General features: G+C 62.1%; 22 protein-coding genes and 1 other RNA gene. 10 read left to right on the forward strand and 13 right to left on the reverse strand.

From position 1 onward, the window contains the following. The first annotated feature begins 65 nt into the window (after positions 1-65). Positions 66-359 (forward strand): YkgJ family cysteine cluster protein, encoded by a 294-nt coding sequence (locus EV700_RS05635; RefSeq protein WP_130411637.1) that lies wholly within the window; start codon positions 66-68, stop codon positions 357-359. On the opposite strand, the gene EV700_RS05640 is transcribed toward EV700_RS05635, so the two are convergent. Beyond that, on the reverse strand, positions 356-1,240 hold the full coding sequence (locus tag EV700_RS05640) for an aldose 1-epimerase family protein (RefSeq protein ID WP_165391348.1): 885 nt from the start codon (positions 1,238-1,240) through the stop codon (positions 356-358). The genes EV700_RS05635 and EV700_RS05640 overlap by 4 nt on opposite strands. Before the next feature lie 70 nt (positions 1,241-1,310). Then, positions 1,311-2,531: a lipase family alpha/beta hydrolase gene (locus EV700_RS05645; RefSeq protein ID WP_130411641.1), complete on the reverse strand. Its 1,221-nt coding sequence runs from the start codon at positions 2,529-2,531 to the stop codon at positions 1,311-1,313. Positions 2,532-2,691: 160 nt separating this feature from the next. On the opposite strand from EV700_RS05645, the gene EV700_RS05650 reads away from it, so the two are divergent. After that, the gene (locus tag EV700_RS05650) at positions 2,692-3,276 is read left to right on the forward strand and encodes a DUF805 domain-containing protein (RefSeq protein ID WP_130411643.1); all 585 of its coding nucleotides are present in this window, start codon (positions 2,692-2,694) and stop codon (positions 3,274-3,276) included. Between the two features lie 41 nt (positions 3,277-3,317). Here EV700_RS05650 and EV700_RS05655 read toward each other — a convergent pair whose 3' ends face one another. The 3 genes from EV700_RS05655 to EV700_RS16795 form a co-directional block, all read right to left on the reverse strand. Then, positions 3,318-4,922, reverse strand: coding sequence for a GMC family oxidoreductase (locus EV700_RS05655; RefSeq protein WP_130411645.1), 1,605 nt, complete (start codon positions 4,920-4,922; stop codon positions 3,318-3,320). A 12-nt stretch (positions 4,923-4,934) separates the two neighbouring features. Next, on the reverse strand, positions 4,935-5,528 hold the full coding sequence (locus EV700_RS05660) for a hypothetical protein (protein WP_130411647.1): 594 nt from the start codon (positions 5,526-5,528) through the stop codon (positions 4,935-4,937). Positions 5,529-5,639: 111 nt separating this feature from the next. Next, positions 5,640-6,077: a MarR family winged helix-turn-helix transcriptional regulator gene (locus EV700_RS16795; RefSeq protein WP_165391349.1), complete on the reverse strand. Its 438-nt coding sequence runs from the start codon at positions 6,075-6,077 to the stop codon at positions 5,640-5,642. 264 nt (positions 6,078-6,341) lie between these two features. Here EV700_RS16795 and EV700_RS05670 point away from each other — a divergent pair, with 264 nt between their 5' ends. The 3 genes from EV700_RS05670 to EV700_RS05680 all read left to right on the forward strand — a co-directional run bounded on the left by EV700_RS05670 (position 6,342) and on the right by EV700_RS05680 (position 9,206). After that, positions 6,342-7,412, forward strand: a complete 1,071-nt coding sequence (locus EV700_RS05670; protein WP_130411651.1) for a PAS domain-containing protein — start codon at positions 6,342-6,344, stop codon at positions 7,410-7,412. A 97-nt stretch (positions 7,413-7,509) separates the two neighbouring features. Then, the gene (locus tag EV700_RS05675; RefSeq protein ID WP_130411653.1) at positions 7,510-8,151 is read left to right on the forward strand and encodes a DUF47 domain-containing protein; all 642 of its coding nucleotides are present in this window, start codon (positions 7,510-7,512) and stop codon (positions 8,149-8,151) included. A 17-nt stretch (positions 8,152-8,168) separates the two neighbouring features. Then, positions 8,169-9,206: an inorganic phosphate transporter gene (locus EV700_RS05680; RefSeq protein WP_130411655.1), complete on the forward strand. Its 1,038-nt coding sequence runs from the start codon at positions 8,169-8,171 to the stop codon at positions 9,204-9,206. 63 nt (positions 9,207-9,269) lie between these two features. On the opposite strand, the gene EV700_RS05685 is transcribed toward EV700_RS05680, so the two are convergent. The 5 genes from EV700_RS05685 to nifJ form a co-directional block, all read right to left on the reverse strand. Further along, the gene (locus EV700_RS05685; protein ID WP_130411657.1) at positions 9,270-10,604 is read right to left on the reverse strand and encodes a DEAD/DEAH box helicase; all 1,335 of its coding nucleotides are present in this window, start codon (positions 10,602-10,604) and stop codon (positions 9,270-9,272) included. 75 nt (positions 10,605-10,679) lie between these two features. Then, the gene (locus EV700_RS05690; protein ID WP_130411659.1) at positions 10,680-11,240 is read right to left on the reverse strand and encodes an HD domain-containing protein; all 561 of its coding nucleotides are present in this window, start codon (positions 11,238-11,240) and stop codon (positions 10,680-10,682) included. A 15-nt stretch (positions 11,241-11,255) separates the two neighbouring features. Next, a complete protein-coding gene (locus EV700_RS05695; protein ID WP_130411661.1) occupies positions 11,256-12,257 on the reverse strand; it encodes a cation diffusion facilitator family transporter in 1,002 nt (333 codons plus the stop codon). A gap of 30 nt (positions 12,258-12,287) precedes the next feature. Continuing rightward, entirely contained in the window at positions 12,288-13,298 is a 1,011-nt protein-coding gene (locus tag EV700_RS05700) for a dihydroorotate dehydrogenase-like protein (RefSeq protein WP_130411663.1), read from the reverse strand. Then, entirely contained in the window at positions 13,291-16,872 is a 3,582-nt protein-coding gene (nifJ, locus tag EV700_RS05705) for a pyruvate:ferredoxin (flavodoxin) oxidoreductase (protein WP_130411665.1), read from the reverse strand. The genes EV700_RS05700 and nifJ overlap by 8 nt, the downstream gene beginning before the upstream one ends. Positions 16,873-17,011: 139 nt before the next feature. Between nifJ and EV700_RS05710 the strand changes: the two genes are divergently transcribed. Next, the gene (locus EV700_RS05710; protein ID WP_130411667.1) at positions 17,012-17,884 is read left to right on the forward strand and encodes an SPFH domain-containing protein; all 873 of its coding nucleotides are present in this window, start codon (positions 17,012-17,014) and stop codon (positions 17,882-17,884) included. 12 nt (positions 17,885-17,896) lie between these two features. Here EV700_RS05710 and EV700_RS05715 read toward each other — a convergent pair whose 3' ends face one another. Next, complete coding sequence (locus tag EV700_RS05715) at positions 17,897-19,600, reverse strand: cation:proton antiporter domain-containing protein (RefSeq protein ID WP_130411669.1); 1,704 nt, start codon at positions 19,598-19,600, stop codon at positions 17,897-17,899. Between the two features lie 198 nt (positions 19,601-19,798). Here EV700_RS05715 and bamJ point away from each other — a divergent pair, with 198 nt between their 5' ends. Together bamJ and EV700_RS05725 are read left to right on the forward strand one after the other, a co-directional pair. Beyond that, complete coding sequence (gene bamJ / locus EV700_RS05720; protein WP_130411671.1) at positions 19,799-20,512, forward strand: BamJ family beta-barrel-assembly machinery protein; 714 nt, start codon at positions 19,799-19,801, stop codon at positions 20,510-20,512. Between the two features lie 76 nt (positions 20,513-20,588). Further along, positions 20,589-22,226 carry a phosphoethanolamine transferase gene (locus EV700_RS05725; RefSeq protein ID WP_130411673.1) on the forward strand — a complete coding sequence of 546 codons (1,638 nt, stop codon included), beginning with the start codon at positions 20,589-20,591 and terminating at the stop codon, positions 22,224-22,226. Between the two features lie 54 nt (positions 22,227-22,280). On the opposite strand, the gene ssrA is transcribed toward EV700_RS05725, so the two are convergent. Together ssrA and smpB are read right to left on the reverse strand one after the other, a co-directional pair. Further along, positions 22,281-22,631, reverse strand: a transfer-messenger RNA (tmRNA) gene (gene ssrA, locus EV700_RS05730). A gap of 66 nt (positions 22,632-22,697) precedes the next feature. Then, entirely contained in the window at positions 22,698-23,174 is a 477-nt protein-coding gene (smpB, locus tag EV700_RS05735) for an SsrA-binding protein SmpB (RefSeq protein ID WP_130411675.1), read from the reverse strand. 208 nt (positions 23,175-23,382) lie between these two features. Between smpB and EV700_RS05740 the strand changes: the two genes are divergently transcribed. Together EV700_RS05740 and coaD are read left to right on the forward strand one after the other, a co-directional pair. Then, positions 23,383-24,012 carry a FecR family protein gene (locus tag EV700_RS05740; protein ID WP_165391350.1) on the forward strand — a complete coding sequence of 210 codons (630 nt, stop codon included), beginning with the start codon at positions 23,383-23,385 and terminating at the stop codon, positions 24,010-24,012. A 66-nt stretch (positions 24,013-24,078) separates the two neighbouring features. Beyond that, entirely contained in the window at positions 24,079-24,573 is a 495-nt protein-coding gene (coaD, locus tag EV700_RS05745) for a pantetheine-phosphate adenylyltransferase (protein ID WP_130411679.1), read from the forward strand. Position 24,574 lies beyond the last annotated feature (1 nt).

Consider the following 24,574-nt stretch of genomic DNA (forward strand, 5'->3'; position numbering starts at 1 on the left):
GCAATCCCCCTGTTGTCCCGCCGGCGGTGTAATATGCCTCTTTCGCCGCCAGCCTTTTCCGACTGATGAAGATTGAAACCAGCCCGATAGCTGACCCCGCCATCACCTGCGCCACATGCCGCGCCTGCTGCTGCAAGCTGGAAGTGATGCTGATTACCGAAACCGGGGTTCCGGAACGTTATATCGACATTGACGCCTGGGGCGGCGAAGTCATGTTGCGGTTGGAGGACGGCTGGTGCGCGGCGCTGGACCGCGACACCATGCTCTGCATCATTTACGAGAACCGGCCATTCATTTGCCGTGAATTTGCAGCCGGCTCCTACGAATGCCTGGAGGAGCGCACCGCCGGGGGGCTTTAGAAGAAGCGCATCGTGTAAGCGGCTTCGAAAGTTTCACCGGCCGGAAGCCGGCGGATACCCGGCTTCCGCGCCAGCTCAAACGGGCCATCCTGGGTATCGGCATGGCCGAACCACGGCTCCACGCACAGGAAGGGCGAGCGCTTGCGCTTGCCGTCCGCCGTCCACAGCGCCACAACCGGGAAGCCCTCAAAGCCGACGTGAACGCCGTGGCCGTGCTTGCGGCTGCGCAGCGTCACCGCCGACAGCTGCCGGTCCGGGAACACCAGCGCATCGACTTCAAAATAGCGGTATTCCAGGCTGAAACGATCCAGCGGCTCCCGGAACGGAATCCGCGTATCCACCAGTTGCCCCCGGTCGTTCAGCGCCCAGAGGTAGTATTGCGCCTCGTGGTCGAGCACCACTTCGTAATCCTCGAATACATCGCCGCTTTCCAGCGCCGTCGAGAAGCCGGGATGCGCACCAATGGAAAACGGCATGACCACTTCGGCGGGGTTGATCACCGTCCAGCCGGTGCGGACGGTATCGCCGTCCAGGTCATAGCGGGTGCGCAGGATGAAGTCGAAAGGGTAGGCGGCGCGGGTGGCGCTGTCTGAGCGGAGCTCAAACGTCAGGAAAGCCGGCCCTTGCTCCACCAGCGTGAATTCGCGGTCGCGCGCCAAGCCGTGCTGCGGCATCGACCATGGTTGGCCGTCCACGAAACAGGTCTTGCCGGTCAGGCTGCCGACAATTGGAAACAGTACCGGCGAGGTGCGGTTCCAGTAGGCCGGGTCGGCCTGCCACAGGTATTCGCGGCCGGTTTCGGCGCTGCGTACGCTTTTCAGTTCCGCGCCAAGAAGGTCGATTTCAAGGCGCAGATGGGAGTTGCTCAGGGAGTAACGCATGAAAATGCCCGGATTCGTCGTGAATGCCGGGCACATTAACCGAAGGCGTCAGGGCCTGCAATGCGGGAGGTCAGACGGCCGGAGCAGTCGTTTCTCCATCACGGGTTTCCTCGATCAGAGTCGGCGCCGCGTGCGCGGGTTGCGGGATCCCCAGCCATTCGCGCAGCAATTGGTAGACCCGCGCATCCGACATGATCGGGATATGCGACAAGTCGTTGATGAACTCGCGCTGCACCTTCGGCCCCGAGAGCAATTCGGTATTGTCCTTCATCGCCAGGGCGCTGCTCACCGGCACCCAGCCGTCACCCACCAGGTTGTCGCGATGGCTGTCGTTGATGGCGCAGGCCAGCATCAGCGTTTCCGGATGCTGCGGCAGGGCGGGCATGCTGTGGTCCGGGGTGATCCAGCCGTGGCGCAGGTCCTTGATGCCGCGGCTGCGGATATTGCCCAGCCGCATCAGCGGTTTGGTGTAAGGGGTCAGGCCGAGAATGGAGTTGGCCTGATTGCCCAGACGCTCCAGCGGCGCACCCAGATGCGGGGTGCCCAGCAGGGCGATATGGCTCAGGTTTCTCGTCCAGCGGTGGCCTTCCTTTTCGGCCCAGTAGCAGGCGCTGCGGATCAGCAGGCCGCCCATGCTATGTCCGATCATCAGTAACGGCTTGTCCGAGTCGGCAAAGAAGTCCTCCAGCCAGGCGTCCAGTTCCTCGCCGTTGGCGTGAATGGCCTTGCCGGTGTTGTAGCGAAGCCAGCCGACGGCATAGCCGCGGGCCTGCAGCTCCTGCGCGAAGGCCGCGCCTTCCGGGTTCTGCCACTCGATCTCGCTGCAGCACAGGCCGTGCAGGATGAAAACATGACCGACACTGGAAGATTGCCGCCAGGCCTCCCAATCCAGCTCGGCCCCCTGGGCGTCGCGCAGGCTCATCGGGATGGCCAGCGGACTGTCCCAGCGCGCCAGCTTGTCGCCGCTGACGCCGTTCAATGCCGCCTGCACGCGCAAGGGCATCGGCCCCTCGAACTCGGCGGTTTCCGGGGCCAGCGCCCCGGCCAGCTTAGCCACCCAGTTGAAGGCGCCCGCCACAATCCGGTAGGGAAAAGGCGCATGGCTGATATCCGCTTCGTGGCTCCGGTTCAATGGCGAGGGCAGCCGGGTTATGGTGCCGTGGATTTCCGCCACCAGGTGAGTCAACTCGCGTGCACTGAGGCTGGCGGCATGAACGATCGCCCCGGCATGCTGGAGATTTTTGACCAGGCCGGATTTAGCGGTGGGCAGTGCTTTGGCGTCATCTGACATGAAACTATCTCGGTGTACATTTGTACACAAAGATTAGGGGGGATGTAGAGTGGTGTCAAGGTGAAATCCCGCCAGAACCGTACCGTCTGTCGGGGTTCAGGGGTATGTATTTTTACCGTAAACTTGCCTTCCCTACTGATCGAGACTTCAGGTAATTCTCATGGATGTGCAAAACCCCTACCAGTCGCCGGCAGGCGATACCTCCCCTGTTTCCTCGGATGAAACCTACTTGCCGCAAATGTTCGCTCTGAAGGGGCGCATTGGTCGCCTCCGTTATATGGCTTATTCCTTCGGAACATCGTTCGTCCTGATGATGATCGCCGCCATTCTGGCGATAGCCGCCAGTGCGATCAAAGCGGACAAGTTGATGCTGCTGGTGGTCATCGCCATGTATGCAGGGATTGTCGTCTTCACCATTGCGCTGACAGTGCGCCGTCTGAATGATATGGATCGGAGCGGGTGGTTGAGCCTGCTTTTCATGGTGCCTCTCATCAACCTGATACTATGGCTGGTGTTGATGTTGGCGCCGGGAACGCCGACCGCCAACCGTTTCGGCCTGAAGCCTGCGCCCAATACCCGGGGAATCGTGATTGCCGGCCTGATGGTGCCCGTAGGAATTTTCCTGATAGGCGTGCTGGCGGCGATTTCGATCCCGGCGTATCAGAACTATGTCACCCGCGCCAAACAACAGCAGCAAATCAACCTGCAGATGCAACAGATCCAGCAACAAGGTGATATTCGTTGAAGACCATGTCCGGGGAGGTTGCCTCCCCGGACATCGCCGGGTCAGACCGGCTTTCCTCCCAATTCCGTCGCCAGCGCCGTGGCGTTCTGGGCGACCAGGCCGTAGATGGATAATTGCGGGTTGGCCCCGATACTGGTCGGGAATACCGAGCCGTCAAAGACAGACAGGTTTTCCAGCTGGTGGTGGCGACCGCGACTGTTGACCACACCCTTCTTGGCGTCTTCACTCATGGTGCAGCCCCCCATCAGGTGGGCGGTGAACAGGGCGGTGCGGAACTTCTTGTAGCTCAACTGGTTGATCTGCGTCTGGGCTTCCTTCCAGGTCTTCACCCAGGCGGAGTCCAGATGCGCCATCTTCACTTCACTCGCGCCGCCTGCAAACTGTGCTTCCGCCATGCTCAGGTAGGCGCGTTTGGCTCCGTTCCAGAGGGCGTCGGTGACATCGTAGTCAAGGATGGGGTCGCCCTTGTCGCTTATCCGCACCACGCCGCCCTGACTGTCCTCGACAAAGCCGTCGCGCATCAGCGCCAGCATGGCGTTGGTGTTCGGCAGTTTGGCCATTTCATCCATCAGCGTGTTGCCGAAGGTGCCGAAAATACCGCTGGCGATGCCGGGATACATGGGCGGCACTTCCAGCTTGTAGCCGATGGGCCCGGTAGCGCCATCCTTCCACTGGAAAAAGTCGGAGGCGATGGACTGCGGCGCGCCATAGAACGGATTGGTCGGCTGGGGCATGTGCGCCATGCTCAGCACGACCGGGTGGATGCAGGTGCGCTTGCCCAGCCTCTCGTGCGGATCGGGAGCCTTTGAACGCAGCAGCAGCGCCGGGGAGTTGATGGCCCCCGCTGACAGGATGTAATGCTTGGCCTTGACGCTGACCTTGATACCGGTCGGCTTGCGGGCGTCGGTATCCAGCGCCATGGCTTCCACGCCCGTCACCTTGCCGCCGGTAATCAGCAGCCGGGCCACATGCAGCTTGTGCAGCAGGGTGGCGCCGCCCGCCAGCGCGGCGGGAATGGTGGAAACCAGCATGGATTGCTTGGCGTTGGCGGGGCAGCCCATGCCGCAATAGCCGCTGTTCCAGCAGCCGTTGACGTTGCGAGGAATGACATGCCATTCCCAGCCCAATTTCTGCGCGCCGGTCTGCAATACCGTGTTGTTTTCGTTGGGCGGCATCGACCAGGGGGCGATGTTCAGCCGCTTTTCCATTTTCTCGAACCAGGGCGCCATCTCCTCGGGGCTGTGGCCCTTGACATCGTGGACGTCCGCCCAGTGCTTGAGGGTATGGGACGGGGTGCGGAAACTGGCGGTCCAGTTGACGACGGTGGTGCCGCCGACGGCGCGACCTTGCAGGATGGCGATGGCGCCGTCGCCGGTGGCGCGCCCGGCGCCTTCCTGGTAAAGCTCGCGGTAGGCGCGGCCTTCGTCCATGTCCTTGAAGCTGGCGGAGGTCTTCAGCGGGCCTTCTTCCAGAATGACCACGTTCAAACCGGCCTGGGTCAGGATCTCGGCGGTGGTGCCACCGCCCGCGCCGCTACCGATGATGACCACGTCGGTTTCAATAACACGGTCCTGGGTCAGGGTGGAGGAGTCGGTGACTTTCCAGCCGTTGGCAATGCCTTTGGTATAGATATCATCAAATGCCATGATCGGAATTCCTCAGGCGTTGGCGGCTTGGTAAAGGGAAGGCAACGGACCGGGGTAACCGGAGAAGCGCCAGGATTCGTGCAGGCTGTAGTAGGACACCACGACCAGTTTGGTCAGCACGCGGTAGCCGGCGTTGAACGGGCCGACCGAACTGCCTTGCCAGCGTTTGAGGAATGACCGGAGGTCGTCTGCCGAGGCGTCGTTCCAGTTGGCCCAGACCCCGGTGGTCAGCCAGCGGGTGGCGCGCAGGTGCAGCAGGTCGAACAGTTTCAGCAGCTCGCCCTGGGCCGGCTTGCCCAGATTGGCCAGGGCGCCGTCAATGTTCTTCAGGACATGGGTCTGCAGCCCCTGATAGTGGCTGTCGCCGGTCTTGACCACATCGCCCAGCACAATCGGAATCAGTGCCCTGAACAGGCTGACATCGGCGTCACGCAGGAAGGTAAAGCCTTGGGCGGCGGCCTCCTGACGACTGCTGCAGCCGGACAGGGTGGCGACCATGCTGGTCGATGTCAGGGCGACCGTGCCGACGACGCCCAGGCGCAACAGCGAGCGCCGGGTCAGCAGCAGGGAATCTTCCCCGGAGGGAGGCGTGGAAGTGGGTTGCATGGAAAGACCTCGTCGGGACACGGGGCTCGGTGCACAAGTGTCTTGTTGTTGTCAGGTCTTTCACATAAACATAAAGGGGGAGCAGGGGTCAAGAGCGACCCGAGCGGCTGGTCAGCGCAGACGCTCGGCAATATCGCGCACCCGGTCCAGCAAGGCGGTGGCTTCGGCCAGCTCTTCCTTGCCGAAGCCGGTAAGCAGGTCCTCGCGCGCGGCATCGGCGACCTGCTTGAGGCGGGCATAGAGCGCCATGCCTTCCTCGGTCAGGCTGACCAGCTTGATGCGGCGGTCAACCTGATGGGACACGCGCTGCACCAGCCCGGCTTTCTCCAGGCGATCCAGGGTAGTGACCATGGTGGCTCCTTCCACCCCGATAAACGTGGATATTTCCACCTGTGACAGCGGCGACTCGGCTCGTGCTATCACGGAAATGGTCATCCAGCCGGACCGTCCCAAGCCCAGATCGCGCAGCCGCCTGTCGAGCGCACGCCGCCAGGAGTGTGCGGCCTGGTGCACGGAAAGGGTGAACTGTTCTTCAATACTGTACGTCATGGAGGAGTGGCCCGTATTCTGTTTGGTCTGAGACTGCCCTGCGGAATACCCGGGATGTGATCCGGACGGTATAACTTGGAGCAGCGTTGTGCCATTATCTGCCATCCATGGGATTTGCATGATTCGACGCCATGTTGTCCTAATACTTAATGTTACAAAGGGTATTGTTGGTGCAACGTTAATGCGGCGGCCGGAATCGGGCGGCAAAATCAGAATATTCAACAGACCGTGAGCGGGCTGTACGGGTGGGAGCATCGCTGAGCAATGGGTTATCGAGTATTGTCCAGGATTCTGGCGCTGTTGTTTTTGCTGACAGCGGGAGGCGCCCGGGCGCTTGAGCCGCCCCTTCCTTCTTCACCTTCGACGCCGGTAAGCGCCCCCGCGCCTGATTGTCCCCGCCGCTTTCCCGATCTCCATCAACTGGAAGGGATTATCGCCAGCCGCACCAGCGAGCTGAATGCCTCGCACCAGCAAGTCCAGCAGCACATGCTGGCCACCATCCTGTTCCAGTTGGGCATCATCCTGCTGCTGATCGTGACCCTGTTGTACCGGCGGCAGGTGCAGAAGGCGCTGCTCAAGGAAAAACAGATGATCAGCGCCATGCTGGACAGCAGCCTGCAATTCATGGGGCTGCTCGATCTGGAAGGCCGGCTGATCCATGTCAACCATACCGCGCTCGGCCGGTTTTCCTCGCGGTCCGAGGACGTTCTGGGACAGGTCTTCTGGGAAACGCCGTGGTGGCGGCATTCCGAGTATGACCAGGATCGTCTCCGTCGCGCCATCCTGCTGGCCGTGACCGGCGAGGAGTCGCGGTTTGAACTGAACTGCCCGTTGCAGGACGGGGAGTCCGTGGATGTCGATTTTTCCGTACGGCCGGTGCTGGATCACCGCATGAAGATCATCAACCTGCTGATCGAGGGCCGCGATATTTCCGCGCGCAAGCAGGCCGAGATGCAGGTAGCCGCCCGTCGCCGCGAGCTTCAGGAAGCCAACAGTTATCTGCACACCCTGATCGGGGCGTTGCCGGACACCTTGATGGAACTGGATATGGACGGCCGCATCTATCAATTCCATTCGCCGTCCGCGGACTTTCCCGCTCCCCCGGAGGCCGGGCAAGTCTGGGCCATCCGTGATTTTCTGCCGGAAGAGGCATGCCACGGTATCCAGTCGCTGATTGCCCAGGCAGCCCTGAGCGGAATGGCGCGGGGCGGCGGAATACGCCTGAACGACCGGCAGGGCCGGTCTCGCGACTATGAACTGTCGGTGACGTCCCTGCCGGAAGCCGAGGGAGCCGCCCGCCGCTTTGTCGTGCTGGCCCGCGAGGCGGGACTGTAGTGCGCCGGGGCGCATTTTCATCATTCTGACATAATACTGTCACGATCCGTGTGACTACTGATAAACTTAGCGCCCCTTGTTTGACCGGATTTACGTCATGTTTGGACGTTTCATGCCCAAAGAGGCCAAATTCTTCGACCTGTTCACCGCCCATGTCAAAGAGGCCGTGCAGGGTGCTGAAGCACTGGAAGCGTTGATGGATGCGCTGAAGCGGCGCTCCCCGGGCGAAGCCAGTGAAATGGTTCAGGCCATTGATGATATTGAGTCCCGCGCCGACGTGATCACCCGCGACACCATTTCGCTTTTGCATGCAACCTTCATTACGCCGCTTGACCGCAATGAAATCCACCAACTGATTTCCCGCCTTGATGACGTGCTGGATAACATCCAGGACGCCGCCCAGGCCGTCACCATGTACGACATTCAGTACGCCACGCCTGAAATGCAGCATTTCGCCAAGCTGATCACGGCCTGTGTCAAAAAGATGCATGAAGCCTCCAGCCTGTTGAGCAGCATGGATAACAGCGCTTCCATCCTGGCCACCTGCAAGGACATCTATCGCCTGGAAGCCGAGGCGGACGTGCTGCTGCTGGAAGCCATGTCCAAGCTGTTCCGGGAAGAGCAGGATGTGCGTGAACTGATCCGCCTGAAGGCGATCTATGAAAAGCTGGAAGAAGTGACCGACCGTTGCGACGGTGTCGCCAACATTATCGAAGCCATCGTTCTGGAAAATTCCTGAGATAGAGGAGTCCCTCCATGGACGCCATGCAGATAAGTTTCGGGGTCGTGCTGCTGCTGATCCTGTTGGCGCTGGCCTTCGATTTCATGAACGGCTTCCACGATTCCGCCAACTCGATCGCGACCGTTGTTTCCACCGGGGTGCTGAAACCGCAAACAGCCGTGCTGTTCGCCGCCTTCTTCAACTTCGTGGCCTATTTCCTCTTTCCGCTGAAGGTGGCCGCCACCATCGGCAAGGGGACGATTGATCCCGCGATTGTGGATCATTACGTGATTTTCGGAGCGCTGGTCGGGGCGGTGGCGTGGAATTTCATTACCTGGTATTTCGGCATTCCTTCCAGTTCCTCGCACGCGCTGATCGGCGGCCTGTGCGGCGCCGCCATCGCCAAGGCGGGCACCGGCGCGGTGATTTCCTCGGGCCTGATCAAGATCGTCACCTTCATCGTGGTGTCGCCGTTGCTGGGGTTCCTGTTCGGCTCGTTGCTGATGGTCATGGTAGGCTGGATATTCTTCAAGACCAGCACCAAGAAGGTGGACAAGTATTTCCGCAAGTTGCAACTGGTCTCGGCGGCGCTGTACAGCTTGGGACACGGCGGCAATGACGCGCAGAAGACCGCCGGCATCATCTGGATGCTGCTGATTGCCGCCACGGCGTCCAGCGCCCATGTGTTGCCGCACTGGATGGAAGCCCGGCCGGACCATCTGCCGGGCTGGATCGTCATCATGTGCTACGTGACCATCGGTCTGGGCACCATGTTCGGCGGCTGGCGCATCGTCAAGACGATGGGACAAAAGATCACCAAGCTGAAGCCGGTCGGCGGTTTCTGCGCCGAAACCGGCGGTGCGATCACGCTGTTCCTGGCGACCAGCATGGGCGTGCCGGTTTCAACCACGCATACCATCACCGGCGCCATTGTCGGCGTCGGCTCCACCAACCGCATGTCGGCGGTGCGCTGGGGCGTGGCGGGCAATATCGTCTGGGCCTGGATCCTGACTATTCCGGCCAGCGCGGCGATTGCCGCCGTCGCCTGGTGGGTAGGACGCCTGATCCTCTGACCACCAGTCGTACGGGCATAAAAAAACCGGGGCATGCCCCGGTTTTTTTATGCCGCCATTCCGTCAGCCGCGAGAGCCGGAGGAGTGGAAGCGCGGCTTGCCGCCGCCGGAATTGCCGCCACCCGCGCCCGGCTTGCGGGGAGCGGGTTTACCGCCGCTGCCGCCGGGCTTGGCCGGGGCCGAACCGCGACCGCCCTGGGGATTGCGCGGGTTGCGCGGCGGCTGCGGCTTGCGCAGCGGTTCGGGCTTGGCGTTGGGGTCCGGCTCAAAGCCGGGAATGACGATGGATTGCAGCTTGCGCTTCATCAGGCGTTCGATGTCGGCCAGCAGCTTGTGTTCGTCGACGCAGACCAGCGAGACGGCTTCGCCGCTCATTCCGGCGCGGCCGGTTCGGCCGATGCGGTGCACGTAGTCTTCCGGGGTGTTCGGCAGTTCGTAGTTGACCACATGCGGCAGGGCGTCGATGTCGATGCCGCGCGCGGCGATATCGGTGGCGACCAGTACCCGCAGGCGACCGGCCTTGAACTCGCCCAGCGCCTTTTCCCGCGCCGACTGGCTCTTGTTGCCGTGGATCGCCATGGCCGGGATACCGGCATCGCCCAGCTGGTCTGCCAGACGGTTGGCGCCGTGCTTGGTGCGGGTGAAGACCAGCACCTGCGTCCACTTGCCGTCCTTGATCAGTTTTTCCAGCATCGGCCGTTTCTTGTCGCGGTCAACCGGATGCACCACCTGCGCCACCAGTTCGGTGGGAGTATTGCGCTTGGCGACTTCAATGCTGACCGGGTTCTTCAGGATGCCGTTGGCCAGCTCACGGATTTCATCCGAGAAGGTAGCGGAAAAAAGGAGGTTCTGGCGCTGCGCGGGCAGCAGGGGCAGGATGCGGCGGATATCGCGGATGAAGCCCATGTCCAGCATGCGGTCTGCTTCATCCAGCACCAGCGTTTCAATGCCACTGAGGTCGATGGTCTTCTGGCCGATATGGTCCAGCAGGCGACCGGGGGTCGCCACCAGGATATCAACACGGCGGTTGAGGCGCTGGATCTGCGGATTGATGTTGACGCCGCCGAACATCACCATCGACTTGATGTCGAGGTGCTTGCTGTATTCACGGACGCTTTCTTCCACCTGCGCCGCCAGCTCCCGGGTCGGGGTCAGGATCAGCACGCGAATCTTGGCCTTGTGGTTGACCCGCGAAAAGTCGATCAGCGACAGTCGCTGCAGGATCGGCAGGGTGAAACCCGCCGTCTTGCCGGTGCCGGTCTGGGCGGCGGCCAGCAGGTCCTGGCCGCCCAGCACGGCGGGAATGGCCTGGGCCTGGATGGGGGTGGGTTCGGTGTAGCCGCGCTCCAGCAGGGCGCGCACCAGTTCCGGCGCAAGGCCGAGTTCAGCAAATGACATGTAAAATCCGGATCAGGGAGGGGAAAATCGGGTAGGGCGCGGAGTATAGCGGAAGGCGGAAGGCTCCGCCCGTTTTTACGACAGCGGGCAGGCGCGCAATTCGCGGCGTCGCGCGTACACCTCGTCGAAGAGGGCTTCCAGTCCGGCATGGGTGCCGCGCACGCCGGCAATCACCTTCGCCGCCCACTCGAAATACTCCTGCTGACGCTGTAGCGGCCAGCCGGCGGGCGGGGAATGCAGGATGTCGCGCAGGTTGCAGATCTTGTCCGCCAGCTTCACCAGCTTCGCTTGCGGCGAGACATGCGGCGCGTGGTCGATCTGCTGCTGCTTGCGTTCCGCCTTGGGCAGGTGCTTGTCATCGGTGACTTCCAGCACGATGGCAGCGATGCGTTCCCCGAAATGGGCCTCCAGTTCCGCCACCGTGGTTTCGGTATCTTCGATGGTGTCGTGCAGCAGGGCGGCGCACAGCACTTCCGCTTCGGTCACGCCCTGCGAGGCCAACAGGTTGGCCAGCGCGATCGGGTGATTGATGTAGGGCGAGGCTTCCGGGTCCTTGCGCCGCTGGTCGCGGTGCTTCTCGGCGGCAAAGGCGGCGGCCTTGAGGATCAGGCCAGTGGTCAGGTCGAAGTGGCTCATGAAGATTCCGGAACCTCAGGCGGTCGGGTGGAGGCAGGTGCTGCCCAGGGCGCACTGGCGGGCAAAATCCGTAGACTCCAGTTGCAGCGTCACGTGGCGGATGCCGAAGTCTTCCTGCATTTCGGCGATGGCGAATTGCAGCAGGCCTTCGCGGTCCGGGTGATTGTCCGCCACCACCAGATGCGCGGTCAGCGCCAGTTCCGAGGAGCCCAGCGCCCAGACATGCAGGTCATGCACATCGGCCACGCCTTCGATCGCCATCAGGCACTGGCGCACGGCGGGCAGGTTGATCTGTTCCGGCACGCCGTCGAACAGCAGGTGCAACGACTGCCGGAACAGCGACCAGGTGCCCCAGACAATCACCAGCGCAATGATGATGCTGACCAGCGGGTCGATCCAGTGCCAGCCCTGCCAGAGATAGAGCGCCCCCGCCAGCACAACGCCCACCGACACCAGCGCGTCCGCCGCCATGTGCAGGAAGGCGCCGCGGATGTTGATGTCGTCGTGGCTGCCGCGCATGAACAGCATGGCGGTCAGGCCGTTGATGACCACGCCGATGGCCGCCACCACCATCACCGTCACGCCGCCCACCGGCTGCGGCGACTGGAAGCGCTGGATGGCTTCCCACAGCAGGAAGCCCATCGCGCCCAGCAGCAGCACGGCGTTGATGAACCCGGCCAGGATGGAGCCGCGCCGCCAGCCGTAGGTGTGACGGTTGTCCGGCTGGCGGTTGCCCGCCGCGATCGCCGCCCAGGCCAGCAGCAAGCCGCCGACATCGCCAAGGTTGTGCCCGGCATCGGCCAGCAGCGCCAGCGAGGACGATTTCCAGCCGTAAAAGGCCTCCACCGAAACGAAAGCGATATTCAGCAGGATGCCTATCGCGAAGGCGCGGCCGAAACTGGCGGGAGCGTGGTGGTGGTGGCCGTGTCCGTGGCTGCCATGACCGTGATGGCCGTGGTCGTGGTGATGATCACAATCGTGGTGGTCGTCGTGCGAATGATGGTGATGGCCGCCCAAGACGGGACTCCGCAGGTGAAAGATGCGCCATTATCGCCGACCGGCGCGGGATTGCCAGCCCTGAAGCATGCGCATGTAGTTCAATCGTTCCCAGGTGGTTGGATCAGGGGCGTTTTCCAGCGACATGATGCCGCGGGCCTCATTCACCGAGGCATAGCCGTTGCCATTCAGCCAGCCCAGCAATTCCGCCAGAATGGAAGAAAGCGCCGCCGGGCCGCCTTCCAGCAGGGCCGAGGCCAGCTGCACCACATCCGCCCCGCAGAGAATGGCCTTGGCGGCGTCGCGGCCCGTATGTATGCCGCCGGTGGCCGCCAGCGCCAGTGGCACCCGGCCGTGCAGCAGCGCCAGCGCATGCAGGCGCGACGGCAGTTCGGCTGAAGTGGAGAGATGCAGCCGCGTGTCGAGGTCGAGGCTGTCGAGCAGCACATCGGGCTGGTAGAAACGGTTGAACAGCACGACGCCGCTGACCCCGGCCGCCGCCAGCCGCGCCGCAAAGGCGGGCACGGAAGTATAGTTCGGCGACAGCTTGACGCTGACCGGCACCGAGACCCGGCCGACCACCTCGCACACCGTGGACACCTGCCAGTCTTCCACTTCCGCGCCGCTCATGGCGGGGTCGGTACAGATGTCATAGAGGTTCAGCTCGATCGCCGCTGCCCCGGCGGATTCCAGTTGCGCCGCCAGATCGGTCCAGCCGCCCGGCGTCACGCCGTTCAGTGAGGCTAGCACCGGCACGCCCAGCCGGCTGCGCAGGCGCTCCAGCTGCGCCAGATACGGTTCGACGCCGACTGGGAACAGGTTGCGGTCCGGCAGGAAGCTGCGCGCCTCGGCGTTGGTGTCCACCCAGCTATCGATGTGACGGTGCACCGCCATTTGTTCGACGGCAATCTGCTCTTCAAACAGCGAGCGCATCACCACCGCGCCCGCTCCGGCGGCGACCAGCTTTTCCAGTTGCGGCAGGTCATCGGACAGCGGACAGGCGGCCACCACCAGCGGTGATCGCAGCGACAGGCCCATCCAGGTCGTGTTCAGGTCAGTCATGGGGCACCTCGGTCACGGGTATGCGGATTCCCGCCAGTTGATGATAGAGCGCCCGCCGTTCGGCGGTGGCGTGTTCGGCGGCCTGCACCAGTGTGCGGTAGCGTTCGGGATCGCGCAGTTCCACCATGCGGAAGCGGGCTTCCTGTTCCATGTACTGCTGCATCGGGATGCGGTCGTCGTGTGCATCGAGTTGCAGCGGCGGCAGCCCGGCGTCAATGCGTTTCGGGTCGAAGCGGTACAGTGGCCAGGCGCCGCTGTCGACAGCGCGCTTTTGCTGGGCGGGGGAATGCAGCAGGTCATAGCCGTGGGCGATGCAGGGGCTGTGCGCGATGATCAGCGACGGCCCCGGATGTGCCTCCGCCTCCAGGAAAGCTTTCACGGTCTGGTGGCTGCGCGACTGCATCGCTACCGAGGCGACGTAGACATGGCCGTAGCTCATCGCCAGCAGCCCCAGATCCTTCTTGCGCGTTTCCTTGCCGGCGCTGGCGAACTTGGCTACCGCGCCCAGCGGCGTAGCCTTCGATTGCTGGCCGCCGGTGTTGGAATAGACCTCGGTGTCCAGCACCAGAATGTTCGCCTTGCGGTTGGACGCCAGCACGTGATCCAGCCCGCCATAACCGATGTCATAGGCCCAGCCGTCGCCGCCGATGGTCCAGACGCTCTTCGGAACCAGATAGTCCGCCAGTTGTTGTAGTTCGGCGGCTTCCGGGGAGGTCAGGCCGGTCAGCTGCGCCTGTAGGCGGCTGACGGCGTCGCGAGCGGCGGCCATGTCGCTTTCGTTGGTGGTGTCGGTCCGGGCAGACAACGCTGCCAACAGGTTTTCCGGCAGTTGCGGGGCCAGGGCATCCAGCAATTGCCGGGCGTGGTCGTGCAGCCGGTCGACGCCCAGCCGCAGGCCGAAGCCGAATTCGGCATTGTCCTCGAACAGCGAATTGTTCCAGGCCGGGCCGCGTCCGTGGGCGTCGCGCGTGTAGGGCGTGGTCGGCAGGTTGCCGCCGTAGATCGACGAGCAGCCGGTGGCGTTGGCGATCAGCAACCGGTCGCCGAACAGCTGCGTCAGCAGCCGGATATACGGGGTTTCGCCGCAGCCCGCGCACGCGCCTGAGAACTCGAACAAGGGCGGCAGCAGCGCCAGGCTCTTGGCGTCGCGGGGAATGCGGGTGCGCTCGATCGGCGGCACCGTGGTCAGGAAAGCCCAGGCCTCGCGTTCCCGCTCCCGATGCTCCGCCACCGGCCGCATGTTGATCGCCTTGCGTTTCAACTGCTTGCGGTCCTTGGCCGGGCATTCGTCAACGCAGAGGCCGCAGCCGGTGCAATCGTCCGGGGCCACCTGCACGGTATAGGCCAGACCTTTCAGCTCCGGCGTCGCCGTTTCCGGCACATGGCGGAAGGCGTCCGGCGCGTTCGCGGCGGTTTCCGGCTCGAAGACCACGGTGCGGATGGCGGAATGGGGACAGATCGTCGAGCAGCGGTTGCACTGCACGCAGACATCGGGTTCCCAGACCGGAATCTCGTGGGCAATATCGCGCTTTTCCAGTTTGCTGGTGGCGGTCGGCCAGGTGCCGTCCGGGGTGAAGGCGCTGACCGGCAAGCGGTCGCCGTATCCTTCCAGCAACAACCGGGTCACGCGCTGTGCGAAGGCGTCAGCATCGGCGGTCACCATCGCGCGCCGTTGCCGCGTGCTGTCGGCAATCGACGGCAACGACACCTCATGCAGACCCGCCAGCGCGCCGTCAATCGCGGCGTGATTGCGGCGGATCACTTCGCTGCCGCGCTTGCCCCAGACCTCGGTCACCGATTGCTTGATCCCGGCCAGCGCCTGATCCAGCGGCAGCACTTTCGCCAGCGCAAAGAAGCAGACCTGCATGACGGTGTTGATGCGGTTGCCCAGTCCGGCGTCGGCGGCAATGCGCGAGGCGTCGATGACAAACAGGCGGCAGCCCTTGGCGATCAGCCCGCGTTGTATTTCCTGCGGCAGTGTCGTCCAGACCGTTTCGGCCGGGGCAGGGGTATTCAGCAGCAACGTCGCGCCGTCGGCGGCGCGCTCCAGGACATCGTATTTATCCAAGAAACCGGCATCGTGGACGGCAATGAACGGCGCATGCCGGATCTCGTAGGTGGAACGGATCGGCTTCGGCCCAAAGCGCAGGTGTGAAACGGTGGTGGAGCCGGATTTCTTCGAGTCGTAGACGAAGTGTCCCTGGCAATAAAGTTCGGTCTGGTCACCGATCAGCTTGATCGACGCCTTGTTGCTGCTGACGGTGCCGTCCGCGCCCAAGCCGTAGAAGACGGCGCGGGTCACGTCCGGGCTCTCAATATCCAGCGTCTCGTCATAGTCCAGCGAACTGTGTGAAATATCGTCACGAATACCGATGGTGAAGCGGCGGCGCGGCGCCGGACGCGCCAGTTCGTCGAACACCGCCTTGGCCATGCCGGGCGTGAACTCCTTGGAAGACAAGCCGTAGCGGCCACCGATCACTTTCGGCAGCCCGGCGAACGGCAGGTCGCCCGCCGCCAGACCGTCCATCAATGCCGCCACGACATCGAGATAGAGTGGATCGCCGGTGGCTCCGGGTTCCTTGGTGCGGTCCAGCACCGCCAGCGCGGTAACGCTGGCGGGCAGGGCATCCAGGAAATGCCGGACCGAGAACGGCCGGTACAGCCGGACGCGCAGCACGCCGACCTTCTCGCCGCGCGCCAGCAGCCAGTCCGCGGTTTCATGGGCGGTTTCCGCACCGGAACCCATCAGCACCAGCACCCGTTCCGCTTCGGGATGACCGTGGTAATCAAACAGCCGGTACTGCCTGCCGGTGATGCCGGCAAAGCGTTCCATGACGGTGCTGACCGTCTCCGGGCAGGCGCGATACCACGGCTCGGCGGCTTCACGGGCCTGGAAGAAGGCGTCGGGATTTTGCGCCGTGCCGCGTAACACCGGGCGGTCCGGCGTCAGCGCCCGCTCGCGGTGAGCCCGGACGGCGGCGGGGTCGATCAGCGCGCGCAGGTCTTCGTCCGCCAGCGTGCGGATTTTCTGCAATTCATGCGAGGTGCGGAAACCGTCGAAAAAGTGCAGGAAGGGGATACGCGACTCCAGCGTGGCGGCATGGGCAATGGCGGCCAGATCCTGCGCCTCCTGCGGCGACCCGGATGCCAGCAGCGCGAAGCCGGTCGGGCGCATCGCCATCACGTCGGAATGGTCGCCGAAGATGGACAGCGCATGTGTGGCGACGCTGCGCGCGGCCACATGCAGGCAGAAGGCGGTCAGTTCCCCGGCAATCTTGTACAGGTTCGGCATCATCAACAACAGGCCTTGCGAGGCGGTGAAGGTCGTGGTCAGCGCCCCGGCCTGCAGCGCGCCGTGCACGGCTCCGGCCGCGCCGCCTTCCGACTGCATCTCGATCACCGACGGCGCTTGTCCCCACAGGTTCGGTCGTTGGCCCGCCGCCCAGTCATCGGCATGCTCGCCCATGGCCGAGGCCGGGGTAATCGGATAGATGGCGATGGCTTCGCTCAGCCGGTAGGCGACCGAGGCGACGACTTCATTGGCGTCCAGAGTGGCGTGACGGCCTGTCGTCATGGAGGATTGTCCTCACGTTTTTATGGGTACTCCTTACTATAGCGCCAGACCGCCCGGTATTGGCGGCGAATTCCGCGTCTTGTGAGTGTCATGGGGCAGGGCTAGACTGTTTCTCCAATAATGATCCGAGGAACCCGGCATGAAGGCGCAAAGTGAAGAGGGAAATGTTTCCGGGCTGTCCGGCTGGCTGGCGCTGCCCGTGTGGCTGGCGCTGTTTGGCACCGCTATCTGGCACATTGTCGGCGTCCCGGTAACCGGGCAAGGCATGCCGTCCATTACCGCCATCATCGCCATCCCGCTGCTGATGTTCATTTCCAAGGGCTTCAATATCCTTCAGCCCAATCAGGCGGCGCTGTTCACCTTTTTCGGCCAGTATGCGGGCACCATGAAGGAATCGGGCTTCTTCTGGGTAAATCCGTTTTACGCCGGGCAACGCATCTCGCTGCGGGTTCACAACCTGACAACACCGACGCTGAAGGTCAACGACCGCGCCGGGAATCCGGTGGAAGTGGCGGCGGTCGTGGTCTGGCGGGTGGCGGACACGGCGCGGGCGCTGTTCGATGTCGAGGATTACGGTACCTACGTGGTCATCCAGAGCGAATCCGCCGTGCGCGCCGTGGTCAGTTCACGCTGGTATGACGGCGACAGCCACGGCTTGAACTCGCTGCGCGGCGACATGGATGCGGTAGCGCGTCTGCTGGCGGAAACCATTCAGGAACACGTGTTGCTGGCGGGTATCGAGATTGTTGAAGCCCGCATCGCCCATCTGGCCTATGCCCCGGAAATCGCCAGTGCCATGCTGCGCCGCCAGCAGGCGGAAGCCGTGGTGTCGGCGCGCGGCCGTATCGTGGAAGGCGCGGTCAGCATGGTGAAAATGGGGATTGAGCAACTGGAAGCGGAAGGTGTGGTCAAGCTGGCCGATGCCGACCGGGTCAAGCTGGTCATCAACCTGATGACGGTGCTGGTTTCCGACAACGAAACCCAGCCCGTGCTGAACGTCGGCAAGGACTGAGCGCGGCGGTGGTCAGGCGCGGTTGCCGAAGGCGTCGAGGATGCGGCGTCCCATGCTCTGCGCCAACACACCCTCGCTGAAGAAGACCGTTCCCAGCCCTTCCTTTTCCAGCATCCGGGCTTCTTCCTCGCTGTGGGTGCGCAGCAAGACCTGCACGCCGGGATTCAGTGCCCGGGCAATCGCCACCATTTGCCGGGCATGCAGGCTGTCGGGGGTGGCGATCACCAGCAGCCCGGCGCGATGGATGTGCGCTTGGATCAGGACCTCGGCTTCGGAGGCATCGCCGGAAACCGCCGGAATGTCCCGTTTCCGGAGTGTTTCCACCAGTTCCCGGTTCTGTTCCGCGACCACATAGGGAATGCCCGCCGCCTCCAGTTGCGCGGCAATGCGGCGGCCGACGCGGCCATAGCCCACCAGCACCACCTGTCCGGTCAGGCGTTCCTGATCAATCGACATCGGTAGCTGCGCCAGCGGGTCGTCACGGCGCTCCAGTCGTCGCGCCAGTTCCGAACGCCCGCGAATCCAGGCCAGCGCCGGTTCGACCGAGGCGAACAGCAGCGAGTTCAGTGCGATGGAAATCAGCGAACCCGCCAGGATCAAACTGTTGGCCTCCACCGAGAGCAAGCCCAGCGCCATGCCTAACCCGGCCAGAATGAACGAGAACTCGCCGATCTGCGCTAGGCTTGCCCCCACGGTCAGCGCCGTATTCAGCGGATAGCGGAACAGCAGCACCAGAGCCATCGCCGCCAGCGTCTTGCCCAGCATGATGATCAGCACCACGGCCAGCACCTTCAGCGGCGCATTCACCAACACTTGGGGGGCGAACAACATGCCCACCGAGACAAAGAACAGCACCGAAAAGGCATCGCGCAAGGGCAGGGATTCATCGGCGGCGCGGTGGCTGTATTCGGACTCCCGCATCATCATCCCGGCGAAGAAGGCTCCCAGTGCGAAGGACACATCAAACAGCTTGGCGGAACCGTAGGCCACTCCCAGCGCCGTGGCGATCACGCACAGCGTGAACAGCTCGCGGGAGCCGGTGCGCGCCACCAGCCACAACAGGCGGGGGAACAGGCGTTTTCCCACAACCAGCATGAAGACGATGAACGCGCTGATTTTCCCCAGCGTCACCAGCAGCGTTTGCAGCATGTGTCCGCCCGCATCCTCATGACCGGGCAGAGGCTTGCCGCCCAGCAACCCCGCCAGCGGCGGCAACAGCACCAGCGTCAGCACCATCACCAGGTCTTCCACCACCAGCCAGCCGACGGCAATCCGGCCGTTGATGCTGTCCAGCAGGCCGCGATCCTCCAGCGCCCGTAGCAACACCACCGTGCTGGCGACTGACAGCGCCAGCCCGAAAACCAGCGCCTGTCCGAACGGCCAGCCCCACAGCAGTCCGGTCAGGGCGCCCAGGGCGGTGGCGGCCGCGATCTGCACAATCGCGCCGGGTACGGCAATGCGCCGCACCGCCATCAGGTCCGCCAGCGAGAAGTGCAGGCCGACGCCGAACATCAGCAGCATGACGCCGATTTCCGCCAATTGGCCCGCCAGACCGACATCGGCGACAAAGCCCGGCGTCGCGGGACCGATCGCCACGCCCGCGAGCAGGTAGCCGACCAGCGGCGGCATTTTCAGGCGGGAGACCAGATAGCCGAGGACCAGCGCCAGCGCCAGGCCGACAGCAATCATCGAGATCAGGCTGATATCGTGGGGCATAGAAAATGAAGTCCTGTTTTCAAATCCAAAAGAGAAAGCGCGAATGCGTCTCAACACTATAAGTAAGGTGCGGGCAACGGCGTAGACGCGCTTTGTAATTGCCCTTTACAGGCCGGTTGTGAACCGTAACTGGCGCTTTGGCGCGTTAGGGTGTAATTTCGTGGTCTTTTTCGCGCCCACTTTATTCAGGACACCAACATGAAGCGTCACTTCAAGATCGCAGGTATCGTCATCGCTGTCGCAGCGGGGCTGGCAGCCTGCAACAAGCCCGGCCAGTCCAAGGCTCCCAAGCTGGAAACCGAAGATGCCAAGGCGGCCTACAGCATTGGCTACATGACGGGCAAGTCCATGGAAGCACAGGTACCGAAGCTGGACCTGGACGGCTATGAGGCCGGCCTGCGTGACGCTTTCGCCAAGAAGCCCGGAGCGCTGACGCCTGAGCAAATGAAAGCGACGCTGATGGCCTTTGACCAGCGCATGAAGAAGGAAATGGAAGAGCGGATGACCAAGGCTTCCAGCGAAAATGTCGCCAAGGGCGAGAAGTACCTGGCGGAGAACGCCAAGAAGCCCGGTGTCAAAACCACCGCCTCCGGCCTGCAATATGAGGTCCTGACGGAAGGCAAGGGCGCCAAGCCCGCCGCGACTGACGAAGTCAAGGTTCACTACGAAGGCAAGCTGCTCGATGGCACGGTTTTCGACAGCTCCATCAAGCGCGGCGAGCCGGTCACCTTCCCGCTGAACCAGGTGATTCCGGGCTGGACGGAAGGCGTGCAACTGATGACGGTCGGCTCCAAGTACCGCCTGACCATCCCCGCCAAGCTGGGTTATGGTGAGAACGGCAGCGGCCCGATTCCCCCCAACTCCGTCCTGGTGTTCGAGGTAGAGTTGCTGGATATCGTCAAACCCAAGTAAATGCTCCTCCATCGCCGCGCGTCCGCTGTAACGGTCGCGCGGCGAATGTCGCTAACCTGTGTCGTGAATCAAGCGTATGAAAGCCCGTCTAAACGCCGCCCTGAGCGCCTTTAACCGCTGGAGCCCGGAGGTGTCAACCACCCGCCTGGCGTTGTATGCCAGCCTGTTTTCTTCCCTGCTCTGCAATGGCAGCCTTTGGGCGACCTTACAGAAGCAGGCGGTCTCGGGGCCTGCCGGATGGTTCTTCCTGACGGCCATGTTCTTTGTCGTCACCGCACTGCAGTTCATCCTGCTCAGCGTGCTTGTCAACCGCTGGACCGCCAAGCCTTTGCTGGCCGTCATGGTTTTCCTGAGCGGAGCCTCGGCTTACTTCATGGCTCGTTTCGGCATTTATATCGATGCCGCCATGGCGCAGAATTTCCTGGAAACCGATATCAGGGAAGTCCGTGACCTGCTGGCTTTCGACATGATCCCCTTCATTGCCTTCTACATCATTGTGCCTTGGGTGTTGTTGTGGAAGATCCGCATCAGTCGTCCGCCGCTGCGGCAGTGCTGGTACAAGCGCCCCCTGGCCATTCTCGCGGCTGTCGCGGTTACGGTAGTGGCGGTGTTGCCCATTTCCAAGCAGCTGGTGCCGATGATGCGCGAGCACAAGTCCATTCGCTATCTGATTACGCCCGGCAATTACACGTACGCCCTCATTCGCGTCGGTTTACTGAAAAACCAGGTAATGAACCGTCCGCGGGAGGTCATCGGCGCCGATGCCGTCAAACCGCCTCGCGCGGATGGCCAGAAGCCGCTGCTGATGGTAGTGGTGGTCGGAGAAACGTTGCGCGCGGCCAACTGGGGCCTGAATGGCTATGCCCGCCAGACCACGCCGGAGCTGGCGACACGCCAGGTCATCAACTTCCCGGAAGTCACCAGCTGCGGCACCAACACGGCCACCTCCTTGCCCTGCATGTTCTCGGTATACGGACGACGTCATTATGACGAGGACAAGATACTGGGGACGGAATCGGTACTGAACGTTTTGCAACATGCGGGTTTACGCGTTTTGTGGCGGGACAACCAGTCGGGCTGCAAAGGCGTCTGCAAGGGGGTGGAGGAGCAGGTCATGATCACCCGCAAGGATCCGGCCCTCTGTCATGGAGATGAGTGTTTCGACGAAATCCTGCTGGCCGGACTTGATAAGGAGGTGGCTGGCACGGAAGGGGATATGGTGGTTGTATTGCATCAGATGGGGCAACACGGACCAGCTTACTTCCAGCGCTATCCGGACGCTTTCCGCCGCTTCACGCCGACCTGCGACACCACCAAGCTGGAAACCTGCGAAAAGCCGCATATCGTCAATACCTACGATAATGCCGTTCTCTACACGGATCATGTCGTGGCCAAGACGATCGACTTCCTGAAGTCCGTGGAGTCCACGCATCGCACGGCCTTGCTGTATGTCTCCGATCATGGTGAATCACTGGGCGAAAACGGCATGTACCTGCACAGCATTCCGTATTCGATTGCACCGGATGAACAGAAGCACGTACCGATGGTCATGTGGTTGTCGCCGGATGCCGGAGTGAACCTGTCGTGCCTGCAACAGCGCGCCCGTCAACCGGCCTCGCATGACAACCTGTTTCATACCCTGCTGGGCGTGGCCGGAGTCAAGACCTCGGTCTATGATGCGCAAATGGACTTGACGGCCGGCTGCCGCCAATAAGTCCGGCGCCGGAAATAAAAAAGCCAACCATCAGGTTGGCTTTTTTATTGGGTTTGGTGGAGGTGGGGGGAGTTGAACCCCCGTCCGACGGCACTACGCCCCTGGATCTACATGTTTAGCCTATTCTATTGCTCTAGCCGGTTGCTACCCGAAAGGCAGGGCGCAACAAGCGATCCTCTGGGTTTTAGCTTAGTGCCGCGAGGCGAGACATTAAGCGAGCCTGTGTAGCGTACGCGCAAATTCCCCGACCACAGACATTCAGGTTCATTGCTTCGCCGTTAGGCGGCGAGTGCGTAAGTTTCGTCGTTTGCGACTATTTGTTTGAGATTGGTATTTACGAGAGACATCTCACTCTCGACATGCACCACAGAGTTTCATCACCGGCGTCGAAGCCAGTACACCCCCGTTGGTTCATCCATTATACCTGTATTTGCGGTCGACAGGGCGGAAATCAAGTGAGGTGGGGGGAGTTTAACCGCGATCCCGCATCAGGCGGCCTTTCTCGCGCTGCCAGTCACGATCCTTGTCGGCGTCGCGCTTGTCGTGCAACTGTTTGCCCTTGGCCAGCGCAATCTCGCACTTCACCTTGCCGTTGTGCCAATAGAACGACAACGGAATGCAGGTATACCCCTTTTGTTGCACCGCGCCGATCAACCGGTCCAGCTCCCGCTTGTTCAGCAGCATCTTGCGGGTGCGGGTGGCTTCCGGAACGTAATGGGTGGAGGTGGACAGCAGCGGGGTGATATTGGTCCCCAGCAGGAAGGCCTCGCCGTCCTTAAGCAGTACATAGGCGTCGATCAGGCTCAGGCGCCCGGCGCGCAAAGCCTTGACCTCCCAGCCCTGCAGGACCAGTCCGGCCTCAAAAGTATCTTCAATGAAGAATTCGTGGCGCGCCTTGCGGTTTTGCGCAATGGAGCCGCCGCCGGATGTCTTTTTGTTACTGCTCATCGCCAAATATCTATGAATGTATAGGTCTCTATTTTGCCTGAAATCGTGCGCAGTAGGGCAGTAGGGAACGGTTAATTAACCTTAGTTTTGTCATGGGGTGGGATTGAAAAAAATGTGTTATCAGTAGCGTCTGAAACGCGAAAGTGCTCGTATTTACAACAGTAAGCAAATGAGCTTCGGCAAAACACAAACCTTTGGGGAACGCATCATGAAGAAAATCATCCTGCTGGCGGCGATGTTGGCTTCCGGAGCTGCAACCGCCGCCAACAATCCGGCGCATTGCCGCGTTGGTGAAGTGGCCAGTATCAAGGGGACGGTGGAAATGGTCCGCAACGCACAGACAGTTGCACCCGAGGTGGGCGCCAAGATTTGCCGTGGCGACCTGTTTCGCACCAAGGCGGGCAGCGTGGCCGAATTGAAGCTGCGTGACGGCACCAAGCTGACGGTTGGCAAGGATAGTGAAATGGTCATCCGGGATTACCGGATTTTCCGCAAACAGCCCAATATTGCATTGTTTGACTTGTTGAAGGGCGCCTTCCGCAGTATTTCGGGTTCGATCACCACCCGTCCGCACCGGTTTGAGGTCACGACCTCGGTTGCGACCATTGGTGTGCGTGGAACAGACTTCTGGGGCGGTTTCGGAGTCACGCCGGATGGGGCGCTGGATGTGATCATGCTGGAAGGACATGGTGTGTATGTCAAAAACGCCAAAGGGCAGGTTGAGCTGGATAAGCCCGGTCTGGGAACGACCATCTCGGCTGACGGCTCCCTGGCAGATCCCAAGGCCTGGGCGGCGGAAAAGCTGAATCGCGCCGTAGCGACCATTACACCGGATTAAGGACTGTCTGGCGTCGCGGCTCCGTGTTGGGTACCATTGCACCCGAGCGACACGGAGCCTCATGACATGATGAAAACCCGCGTGATCTATCCGGGCACATTCGACCCCATCACCAATGGTCACAAGGATCTGGTTGAACGGGCCTCCTGCCTTTTTGACGAGGTTGTTGTCGCCATCGCCGCCGGCCATCACAAGAAACCACTGTTTAGCCTGGAAGAGCGCGTTGAGTTGGTGCGCAATGTGACCGGTCACCTGCCCAATGTCGAGGTTTGCGGCTTTAGTGACCTGCTGGCTCGCTTCTTTGTCGAGCAAAAGGCAACAGCGGTTCTGCGAGGCCTGCGCGCCGTTTCTGATTTTGAGTATGAATTCCAGCTGGCCAATATGAATCGCCAATTAGTGAGCGATTTCGAGACCGTCTTTTTGACACCTGCGGAGCATCTTTCCTTTATTTCTTCCACCTTAGTGCGCGAAATAGCCCGTTTGGGCGGTGATGTGTCCAAATTCGTCCCGGCGGAAGTGGTGACGGCGTTCGGTCGCAAATTCGCCGAGGAAGGTCTGTAAG

The organism is Fluviicoccus keumensis, from assembly GCF_004217445.1.
GTDB lineage: Bacteria > Pseudomonadota > Gammaproteobacteria > Pseudomonadales > Moraxellaceae > Fluviicoccus > Fluviicoccus keumensis.